This is a genomic window from Streptomyces shenzhenensis, assembly GCF_003688995.1.
Lineage (GTDB): Bacteria > Actinomycetota > Actinomycetes > Streptomycetales > Streptomycetaceae > Streptomyces > Streptomyces shenzhenensis_A.
Window position 1 is genome coordinate 1 of sequence record NZ_PENI01000069.1, and the last position, 9,832, is coordinate 9,832.

At 71.1% G+C, this 9,832-nt stretch carries 8 protein-coding genes; 6 read left to right on the forward strand and 2 right to left on the reverse strand.

Annotation, left to right across the window (positions count from 1 at the left end; all coding sequences use genetic code 11):
* On the reverse strand, positions 1-2,513 hold a 2,513-nt coding region (locus tag CTZ28_RS45935), incomplete at its 3' end, for an immunoglobulin domain-containing protein (protein ID WP_220795572.1).
* A 270-nt stretch (positions 2,514-2,783) separates the two neighbouring features.
* Here CTZ28_RS45935 and CTZ28_RS45940 point away from each other — a divergent pair.
* The 4 genes from CTZ28_RS45940 to CTZ28_RS47610 are packed head-to-tail and all read left to right on the forward strand — an operon-like array spanning position 2,784 to position 6,881.
* A complete protein-coding gene (locus CTZ28_RS45940) occupies positions 2,784-3,983 on the forward strand; it encodes a heme/hemin ABC transporter substrate-binding protein (protein ID WP_121895901.1) in 1,200 nt (399 codons plus the stop codon).
* Positions 3,980-5,104: a FecCD family ABC transporter permease gene (locus CTZ28_RS45945; RefSeq protein WP_121895902.1), complete on the forward strand. Its 1,125-nt coding sequence runs from the start codon at positions 3,980-3,982 to the stop codon at positions 5,102-5,104. The genes CTZ28_RS45940 and CTZ28_RS45945 overlap by 4 nt, the downstream gene beginning before the upstream one ends.
* Positions 5,101-5,964: a heme ABC transporter ATP-binding protein gene (locus CTZ28_RS45950; RefSeq protein ID WP_121895903.1), complete on the forward strand. Its 864-nt coding sequence runs from the start codon at positions 5,101-5,103 to the stop codon at positions 5,962-5,964. Before CTZ28_RS45945 ends, CTZ28_RS45950 begins: the two co-directional genes overlap by 4 nt.
* Positions 5,961-6,881 carry a superantigen-like protein SSL4 gene (locus CTZ28_RS47610; protein WP_183154909.1) on the forward strand — a complete coding sequence of 307 codons (921 nt, stop codon included), beginning with the start codon at positions 5,961-5,963 and terminating at the stop codon, positions 6,879-6,881. The genes CTZ28_RS45950 and CTZ28_RS47610 overlap by 4 nt, the downstream gene beginning before the upstream one ends.
* 373 nt (positions 6,882-7,254) lie before the next feature.
* On the opposite strand, the gene CTZ28_RS47890 is transcribed toward CTZ28_RS47610, so the two are convergent.
* Positions 7,255-7,392, reverse strand: coding sequence for a hypothetical protein (locus CTZ28_RS47890; protein ID WP_220795573.1), 138 nt, complete (start codon positions 7,390-7,392; stop codon positions 7,255-7,257).
* A gap of 112 nt (positions 7,393-7,504) precedes the next feature.
* Between CTZ28_RS47890 and CTZ28_RS45955 the strand changes: the two genes are divergently transcribed.
* Complete coding sequence (locus CTZ28_RS45955; protein WP_220795574.1) at positions 7,505-8,779, forward strand: HtaA domain-containing protein; 1,275 nt, start codon at positions 7,505-7,507, stop codon at positions 8,777-8,779.
* Positions 8,780-8,876: 97 nt separating this feature from the next.
* On the forward strand, positions 8,877-9,832 hold a 956-nt coding region (locus CTZ28_RS46760), incomplete at its 3' end, for an HtaA domain-containing protein (RefSeq protein WP_183154911.1).

Here is a 9,832-nt window from a genome sequence, read left to right on the forward strand (position 1 = left end):
GTCGACAACAGCCGCACCGGGAGCCAGGCGTCGAGCGAGCGGTTGTCGAAGGTGTCCTGCCAGGTGGTGATGTCGGTGAGCCGGAGGAATGCTCCGATGCCGTAGGTGTGCCCGGAATCGAGCTTGCCGGCCGGGACGGTGAGGGAGATGGTGAAGGCTCCGCCGCTGTCCTGCATCCGGCTGTGGTACAGCTGCCCGTTGCTGGAGTCCGGTGACGTCGCTATCCAGTCGCGGGTTCCCGGCCGGCCCGGCTGCCACACCGTGCTGTCGAAGAGACCGACGTCGAGCGAGTAGGTGAGTGTGGGGCTCGCCCAGTCGGGCACCTGGAATCCCGCCCCGAGGACGGTGAGCTTGGTGGCGGTGTCCGGGTCCACGGGCTTGTCGGGCAGGGCCACGAGCTGCGGCCCGCCCGTGGCGCGCAGGACACGGACGGAGAAGGGCGCGGAGACCGACGTGGTGCCCTCGATGTTGGCGGCGACGACACGTGCCGTGGCTCCGTCGGCGTCGAGCGGGATCGAGGGGATCGCGAACTGCTGGGTGCCGCCCTGCACATACTCGGCGCCGGACCAGGGCTTCCAGGTGGCGCCCCGGTCGTCGCTGCGTTCCAGGACGAACTTGTCCGTGGCGAGCGCGGGGTTGCCGGTGGCCCTGAACTTGACGACGGCCTTGGTGCCCTGGATGGCGGCCAGATCGCGGGGCGGTTCGGGGAAGGAGGGCGCGGCGTACGGTGCCGTGGTGAGGCGCAGTGCCGTGGAGACCGCCTGGCCGTCGTCGTTGGTCGCCACGACGCGTAGGTAGGTGTTGTTCCAGGAGGAGTCGATGGACCGGATGACCAGACTCTCGCCGGTCGCGTCGGCGATGGGGGACCAGGGTCCGCCCGCCGACGCCGAGCGCTGCCACTCGAGTTCGGCGTCGCCGTCGACGTCGGCCGTGACGGTGAGGTCCCGGCCCTCCACGTACGGAGCCGCGGCCGTGGTCGAGGGGTTGGCGAGAATGACGGGCACGTTCCGCACGTCGGGCGCGGAGTCGAAGCGCACCGCGAGGTCGAACGGCGGCTTGTCCGGGTCGCCGCTCAGGCCACTGGTGTGCCAGTAGCTGGACAGCCCCGTCTCGTACTGGAAGTCGACGAACGACTCGGGCCAGGAGCCCCAGTCCGGCCTCGACTTCTTGACCTCGGCGGGGATCGCCGAGGTGGTGGAGCGCACCCCGTCGACGAGCGGGAAGTAGTCGACGCCCGCGTACTCCGGTGAGATCCGCACCCCGCCGTCCGGACCGGTGGTGGAGTCCACCCGCACCTGGTCGAAGGTCGCCACGGTGACCTGCCGTGCCGGGACAGGTTCCTGCTCGGTCGGGGTGTCCGGGTCGGCGCCCATGCCTCCGCTGGTGGCGGTGAGGGTTCCGGTGCCGTCCTCGGCGACCGTGAGGGTGGGGTTCTTCAGATACCAGGTGACGAGGCCGGAGTAGGCGTTCGCGGTGAAGGCGCCGGTCCAGTGGATGGTGGCCTCGCCCGTCGTGGAGTTGGCCGTGCCGGTGCCGTTGGCGAACAGCACGCGCTGGTTCAGCTGCGATCCGGCGCTGGGGATGCACTTGGTGGCGTCCGAGATGCCCTGGGCGCTGCCGTCGGGGAACCGGTGGATGATCCGTACGTCACCCTGCTCGGCGCGGAAATCCTGCTGAGTGCCCGCGGAGAAGAAGTTGCAGCCCGAGTTGGCCGGGTTGCCACCCTGGTAGATGTTGTTGACGCCCCACTCCAGGCTCGCGTGGGTGACCGGGGTGAGCGTGCCTCCGCCGGTGACGACGCTGAGCACGGCCGCTGTCGAGGTGGTCGACGGACCGTGGCCGTTGTCGACCACGACCCGGAAGCGGGCACCGTCGTCGCCCGGGCGGGACTTGAAGGCATGGGAGGCGGCGGTCGCGCCGGCGATGTCCTGCCATTCGGTGCCGTCGGCGTCCCGGCGCTGCCACTGGTAGGTGAAGGGGCCCGTGCCGCCGGCGGTGACGGTGAACTGTGCGCTCTGGTACGCCTGGACCGACGTGTCGTGCGGAGCCTCGGCCACGGAGGCGGCGACCGGGGTGACCGTGAGCCTGGCCCCGTCAGAGGTGTGCGGGGTGAAGGAGCTGTCGTAGACCTTGACCGAGTACGTGGCTCCGTTGTCGCCGTAGCCGGCCGTGAAGGTGTAGGTGGCGGTGTTGCTGTTGGGCAGCGGGACGCTGCCCTCGGCGTCGGTGCGATACCACGTGTACAGGCGGGCGTCGGGGAAGTCGACCGAGAAGGTCACCGCGCCGCCGTCGGCGACGGTCTGCGGCTGGGGCTGCGCCACGAACGCCGGATCGGACGCGGCGGCGGCGCCGCTCAGCGAAGCGGGTTGCGCCGGCGCGGGCTTGACGGTCGTCACCTGGGCCGCCTCGGCGGAGGGGAGCCGGGCCGGTGAGGGGGCGGCCACCGCGAGCGCCGCGGCGGCGGCGAGAAGCCCGATGGCAAGCCGTGCTGGGAGAGGTCTGGAACGCACCATGAAGTCCGCTCGTCGAAGGGGAATGAGGTGATGGAGGGGGCCGGGGGCTCGCCCCACCCCCGCAAGTGTGAACTTAGGTTAGCCTAACCTTGGTCTTGCCTGTGTAGGTTAGCCTCGCCTAAGTTGCTCTGGAGCTGGGATCCAACGGCAGCTCTGGGCGTGGCCGTTGCACGCCCAGGTCAGGCACCACTGTGTCCGCGGCACACCCGCGGGCGATTGCCGGACGGGGGTCCGATCCGCCCCGTCGCCCTATTGGAGGAAAGCCCCGTGATGGGCCACAGACAGCCCCCGCCCTCGTGCTCCGGACCGCCCCGCGGAACCGCCCGCGGCAGCGCGCCCGGCCATGCCCGGCCGGCGCGTCGACGCACCCTGCTCGGACTGCTGTTGGTGCTGCCGCTGCTCCTCAGCGGCTGTCAGGCGCCGACCGGCGGCGCCCATTCCGGGCAGGCCGGCACAGGCCAGGCCGTCCCATGGAGCCAGGTGCGGCCCCTGGCCGACCCCCGCTCCTACCAGGGACCCACGACGGCCACGGTCCCCGACGCGGACATCGCCCCGGTGACCCGGACATCGCGGCCCGTGCTGCCGGCCACGGTGACCGACGTACAGGGCACCGAGGTGACCGTGCGCAGCGACGACCGGATCCTGGCCCTCGACCTGTACGGCACCCTCGCCGCCACCGTGTACGGCCTCGGTCTTGGCGACCGCCTGGTCGGCCGCGACCAGTCGACAGGCATCCCCGCGGCCGCGAAACTGCCGCTCGTCACCAGCGGCGGGCACCAGCTGAATGCCGAGGCGATCCTCGCCCTGCACCCGACCGTGCTGATCACCGACACCACACTCGGGCCGTGGGACGCCGTGCTCCAGCTCCGCGACTCCGGAGTCCCGGTCGTGGTCGTCGGCGCCCGGCGCTCGCTGGACACCGTGGGCACCCTGGTCGACGAGGTGGCTGCCGCGCTCGGCGTGCGGGCGGAGGGCAAGCTGCTCCGCACGAGGCTGGACAAGGAACTCGCCGCCGAGCAGGCCCAGATCGACACCATCGTGCCCACCGAGGCCGCCCGCCGCCCGCGCGTCATCTTCCTCTACGCACGCGGACAGGCCGGCGTCTACTACATCTTCGGCAAGGGCTCCGGCGCCGACTCCCTCATCACGTCCCTGCGGGCCGTCGACGTGGCCGGCGCGGCCGGTATCGGGGCGTTCACCCCGCTCAACGCCGAGGCCATGGCCAAGGCCAGACCTGATGTCATCCTGATGATGAGTGAGGGACTGCGCTCGGTCGGCGGCGTGGACGGGGCACTCCGGCTCCCCGGCGTGGCCCAGACACCGGCCGGAAAGCACCGCCGGATCGTGGACATGAGCGACTACCAGGTGCTGTCCTTCGGGCCGCTGACCGCCCGGGTGCTGGACGCCCTGGCCCGTTCCCTCTACGCACCTGACTCCGTCGCCGTCCCCGCCGAGGGAGCCGCCCGGTGAGCACCCTCCACACCCGCACCCAGGGCGGCCCCGCTACGAAGAAGGCCGCCGCGAACGAACCGGGTCGTGCCGCATCCTCGGCACCGGCCGCCCGGGTCGCCCTGTTCACCGTGCTCGGTGCCGCCGTGATCCTGGTCGCCCTCGGCTCGGCCGCGCTGGGCCAGTACGGGATCGGATTCGCGGACGTGGCCGCCTCGGTGCTGCACCGGCTGTCCGGACCGCTCGGGCTGGGACACCCGGTGCGCGACCCCTTCGCCGAGTCGGCCCTGTGGCAGATCCGTATGCCCCGCGTCGTCATGTCCCTCGTCGTCGGCGCCGTCCTGGCGACGGCCGGAGCGCTGATGCAGGGCGTCTTCGGCAATCCGCTGGCCGAACCCGGCGTCGTGGGGGTGTCCGCGGGCTCCGCACTGGGCGCGGCCATAGTGATCGTCGCGGGCATCGACGTACTGGGCCAGTTCACCGTCCCGGCGGCGGCCTTCCTGGCCGGCCTCATCGCCGTACTGCTGGTGTACGCGCTGTCCCGGGCGGGCGGGCGCACCGAGGTGGTCACACTGGTGCTGACCGGAATCGCGATCAACGCCGTGGCCGGCGCGGGACTGGCGTTCTGCATGTTCTCCGGCAGCCAGACCGCCCGCGACCAGATCGTCTTCTGGCAGTTGGGCAGCCTCAACGGCAGCCGCTGGGCGTACGTCGGCAGCGTCGCGCCGTTCGCCGCTGTCGGCCTCGTCGGGGCCTGCCTGCTGGCGCGACGGCTCGACCTGCTGGCGCTCGGCGACCGGGCGGCACGGCACCTGGGCGTCAACGTCGAACGGCTCCGGGTGACCGCGATCGTGCTCATCGCCGTCATGGTCGCCGCGGCCGTCGCCTTCAGCGGCATCATCGGCTTCATCGGCCTGGTCGTCCCCCACCTCATGCGGATGGCGATCGGACCGGGCCACCGGCTGCTGGTGCCCGCGAGCATTCTCGGCGGAGCCGTCCTCCTGGCCGCCGCCGACATCGTCGCCCGAACCGCCATCGCCTACGCCGACCTGCCGATCGGCATGCTCACCGCCATGGTGGGCGGCCCCTTCTTCTTCTGGCTGCTGCGCACCACCCGCGCACGGGCGGGAGGCTGGATATGAACGCGCGGACCGCACTGGGCAGACTCACGGGACGCAGCGGGCCGCTGCCCCGGCCCCCGGAACCGGGAACGGTGGCGCTGTCCGCCCGGGGACTGGGCCTGCGCACGGGCGGCGCCTGGCTGCTGCGGGACGTGGACCTCGACCTCACCGCGGGCTCGCTGCTCGCCGTGGTGGGACCCAACGGCGCCGGCAAGTCGACCCTGCTGTCCCTGCTGGCCGGCGACCGGCCGCCCACCACCGGAACCGTGCACCTCGGCGCCCTGCCCGTCGTGACGGCCACCCCTGGCGACCTCGCGCGCCGCCGCGCGGTGCTGCCCCAACGCGGCGTTCTCTCCTTCCCGTTCACCGTGGCCGAGGTCGTCGCCATGGGCCGTGCGCCGTGGGCGGGCACCGCCGCCGAGGACGATGACGAGGACGTCATCGCCGAGGCCCTGAGCGCCACCGGCATGACCGGCTTCACCGGTCGCCGCTATCCGACACTGTCCGGCGGCGAACAGGCCCGTGCGTCCTTCGCCCGGGTCCTCGCCCAGAGCACCTCGGTGCTGCTGCTCGACGAACCGACCGCGGCTCTCGACCTGCGCCACCAGGAGGAGCTGATGCGGACCGCCCGGGCCCGCGCCGACAGCGGGCACGCGGTACTCGCCGTACTGCACGACCTGCAACTGGCGGCCGCCTACGCCGACGAGATCGCGGTGCTGCACGCCGGACGGCTGGTGGAACGGGGCCGGCCCGCGTCGGTGCTGACCGAGTCGCTGCTCGAAGAGGTCTATCAGCTTCCCATCGAGGTGTTCCGGCACCCCGTCACCGGCTCGGTGCTGGTCGGACCTCGGCGGACCAGCAAAGGAACACCCACTCCATGACCAGTCCCCGCCACCCCGGCACACCACCGCCCGCACGACCGCGCACCGGCCCGCGTCTGCTCCGGACCGCGGCCGTCACCGCCCTCGCCGTCCTGACCGCCGTCCTGGCGTCGGCGCCGCCCGCCCTGGCCGCGGCCCGGGTCACGACGAAGCCGGCGACGGCCGACCCGGACTACGCCACCACGCTGCACCTGCGCGGCACGGGCTTCCAGTCCGTCAAGAACGGCTTCGGCGGCGTCTACGTCCTCTTCGGCACCGTCAGCGGCACCTGGCGCCCCAGCCAGGGCGGCGCCAGCGGTGTGGACTACGTCTACGTACAGGACTCCGAGACCAAGGACAACCACGGCTACCAGCGCTTCGTGGCCTTTCCCGGCGACCCGACCGCCTACGCGGCCAACGGAGGCACCGTCAAGGCGGACGGGACCTGGGAGGCGACCCTCGTCGTGCCCGGAGCCGTCTTCCCCGCCAAGGGCCGCGACGGCGGCATCCGCCAGGTCGACTGCCGCACGGTGCAGTGCGGAGTGATCACCATCGGCGCGCACGGCGTGGCGAATCCCAGCAACGAGACCTTCACGCCGATCGATTTCGCCACCCCGGAACAACCGGCACCCGCGACCAAGGCCGCGCGCCCGACCCCGTCCAGGACGAAGAGCGCCGCACCGGCCACCGAAACACCCGTCACGAGCCCGTCCCCGACACCCGCGCAGGAGACCGCCGGCTCCCCGGCGGCCCCGTCCGCGACCGGCGCCCCGACGCCGGCTGCGTCGGTGGACCCGGTGGTCAGCGCCGGCTCCGTCTCCGGAGCAGGACGACTGGCCGCCGTCGGCGCCGCGTTGGTCGTCGCCACCCTGTCCATTTTCTGGCTGCTCCGTCGGCGCCGGCGCAGCACTACGTCCGTGAAGGCGGGAGAGAAGTGAGAACCCATACCAGGAGAAGCGAGTACGGCGGCATACGGACCGCCCCTCTACGCCGCGGCCTCACGTCCGCTCTCGGCCTGGTGGTCGGAGCGGTGTCGGCGGCCGGTCTGTTGATTGCGGGGGCCGGTTCGGCGTCTGCGGCTGAGGTGACGGTGTCGGATGCGTCGTTCGCGTGGGGGCTGAGCGGGGAGCAGGGGGGAGGTGCTTTCTTCGGTGGCTGCAATTTCTTGTCGGCGGGTAAGGCTGGTGACTCTGGTTCGAGTCGCTTGTGGACGGAGGGGGATGGGTTCTACTCGACGCGTTCGGGCAATGTGACGGTGGAGAAGCCGGACGGGGCGGGGGTGTATGCGGAGCCGTCCTGGGCGACGAAGTGTCAGGACGCCAATGGTGCTGCGGTGTCGGCGGGTTCGACGAGTTCGCTGACGGGTAACCGGGTGGTCTTCAGTGCCGGTACCGGGACTGTGGACAGGGCGGCGGGGACGGCGACGATCCGTTGGGAGGGGTCGTTCACGTCTGCGTTCTACGGTGGGTTGACCTACTGGTCGGCCACGGACCCGACGCTGACCGTCAAGTCGGACGGTACGGGGACGCTGACGGCGACGGCCACGGGTTACGGCGCTGACATGAATGATCCGGGGAAGTGGGTTCCGCTGCCGGCGACCACGGTCACGCTCGCTGATCTGAGCGGTGTGGAGTTGGGGGCGTCGGGTTTCACGGTCACTCCGGACTATCTGGGGGTGTCGGTGAGTGTTCCGGCGGGGAAGACGGGGCAGCCGGCGAAGTCGGATGGGAACAAGGCGTATTGGGGCTCTTTCCCGCAGAGCTTTGTGGATTTCCAGCAGTTGACGGGGCAGTCCTCGTACTGGTTCACCTCCGGTGGGTCCCGTGACGCGGCCAAGCCCACCACACCCCTGACCGTCGCCTACACCACCCCGGACGTCACACCCGGCCCCACGCCCAGCGGACCGGGCGCCTCGCCCACGGCCTCCGCGGCCCCCACCTCCTCCCCGGGCCGGCCGACGGCCACCGCCGGCGCCTCGTCCACCGCGACGGCCGCGGCCACCTGCGAACTCACCGACGGGATCAAGGGATCCAGCCTGACCTGGGGGTTCAAGAAGAGCTTCCGCTCCTACGTCGGCACTCCGGCAGCCAACAGCATCACCGCGGGCGACGGGCTGAAGATCCTGGCCCAGGACCAGGCCGTCGCGGGGAAGAACAGCACCGGCACCTATCAGTGGCCCTTCGCGTCCAGTTCCGCGTACACCTCGCCGGACGACTTCACCGTCCGATACGGCGGCAGCATCACCTTCGACTACCCCGCCCACTACTTCACGATCGAGATCGCGAAGCCGCGGCTGACCGTGCACGGCAAGACCGGCACCCTGTACGCGGATGTGAGCCTGACCGTCAGCGCACCGGGCAGCAAGCCGAACACCAACGCTCGCAGCGACATCGCGCTGGCCTCCCTGGACCTGTCCGGCAGCACCCCGGTGACCAGCTCCGCCGGTATCACCCGCACGATGCGCACCGCGATCCAGGACACCGAGGCCTTCACCTTCGACGGAAACAGCTTCTACCAGAAGGGCCAGGAGCTCGACGACGCGACCGTGCTGCTGTCCGGCTGCACCGGAACCGCGCCCATCGCCGGCTCCGACGGCTCTGCCGTCGGGTCGGGCGACTCCGCCGGAGGGCAGGGCACCGGCGGCGCCGGTGATGACTCCGCGCTCGTACCCGACCTGAAGCTCCGGCCCGACGAGGCCGGCCAACTGGCCGGCACCGGCGTCGACGACCGCACCACCGGTGTGGTCGCGCTCAGCGCCGCCGGCTGTGTGACGGTCGGCCTCGCCCTGATCGGCCTCACACGCCGCCGCAGGCGCTCCGCAGCCGCGTACCGCTGAGCCCACAAGCCGCGAGGGGCCGGGCATGCCCGCCCGGCCCCTCGCCCAGCGGGACACACCGTGTCCCAGCTGATTCTCTACAAGGGAGAAGAAACAAATGTATCGAATCGCTGCGCGCCGAACCGGCGCACGGGCGACCGGTTCCCGCTCGGGCCGCCTCGGCAGACGTGGCCTCGCCGCCCTGGTGGTCGGTGTCGTGTCGATGGCGGGTCTGGGGGTCGTGGGGGCCGGTTCGGCGTCTGCGGCTGAAGTGACGGTGTCGGATGCGTCGTTCGCGTGGGGGCTGAGCGGGGAGCAGGGGGGAGGTGCTTTCTTCGGTGGGTGCAATTTCTTGTCGGCGGGTAAGGCTGGTGATTCTGGTTCGAGTCGGTTGTGGACGGAGGGGGATGGGTTCTACTCGACGCGTTCGGGCAATGTGACGGTGGAGAAGCCGGACGGGGCGGGGGTGTATGCGGAGCCGTCCTGGGCGACGAAGTGTCAGGATCCGAATGGTGTTGCGGTGTCGGCGGGTTCGACGAGTTCGCTGACGGGTAACCGGGTGGTCTTCAGTGCCGGTTCCGGGACTGTGGACAGGGCGGCGGGGACGGCGACGATCCGTTGGGAGGGGTCGTTCACGTCTGCGTTCTACGGTGGGTTGACCTACTGGTCGGCCACGGACCCGACGCTGACCGTGAAGTCGGACGGTACGGGGACGCTGACGGCGACGGCCACGGGTTACGGCGCTGACATGAATGATCCGGGGAAGTGGGTTCCGTTGCCGGCGACCACGGTCACGCTTGCTGATCTGAGCGGTGTGGAGTTGGGGGCGTCGGGTTTCACGGTCACTCCGGACTATCTGGGTGTGTCGGTGAGTGTTCCGGCGGGGAAGACGGGGCAGCCGGCGAAGTCGGATGGGAACAAGGGGTATTGGGGGTCTTTCCCGCAGAGCTTTGTGGACTTTCAGCAGTTGACGGGGCAGTCCTCGTACTGGTTCACCTCCGGTGGGTCCCGTGACGCGGCCAAGCCCACCACACCCCTGACCGTTGCCTACACCGCGGCGGGTACGGGCTCGGG

What these genes read in the sequence shown, in the direction of transcription:
- CTZ28_RS45940 (WP_121895901.1), top strand. Translation starts at nt 2,784, where the DNA reads ATGGGCCACAGACAGCCCCCGCCCTCGTGCTCCGGACCGCCCCGCGGA.
- CTZ28_RS45950 (WP_121895903.1), top strand. Translation starts at nt 5,101, where the DNA reads ATGAACGCGCGGACCGCACTGGGCAGACTCACGGGACGCAGCGGGCCG.
- CTZ28_RS47610 (WP_183154909.1), top strand. Translation starts at nt 5,961, where the DNA reads ATGACCAGTCCCCGCCACCCCGGCACACCACCGCCCGCACGACCGCGC.
- CTZ28_RS45955 (WP_220795574.1), top strand. Translation starts at nt 7,505, where the DNA reads ATGAATGATCCGGGGAAGTGGGTTCCGCTGCCGGCGACCACGGTCACG.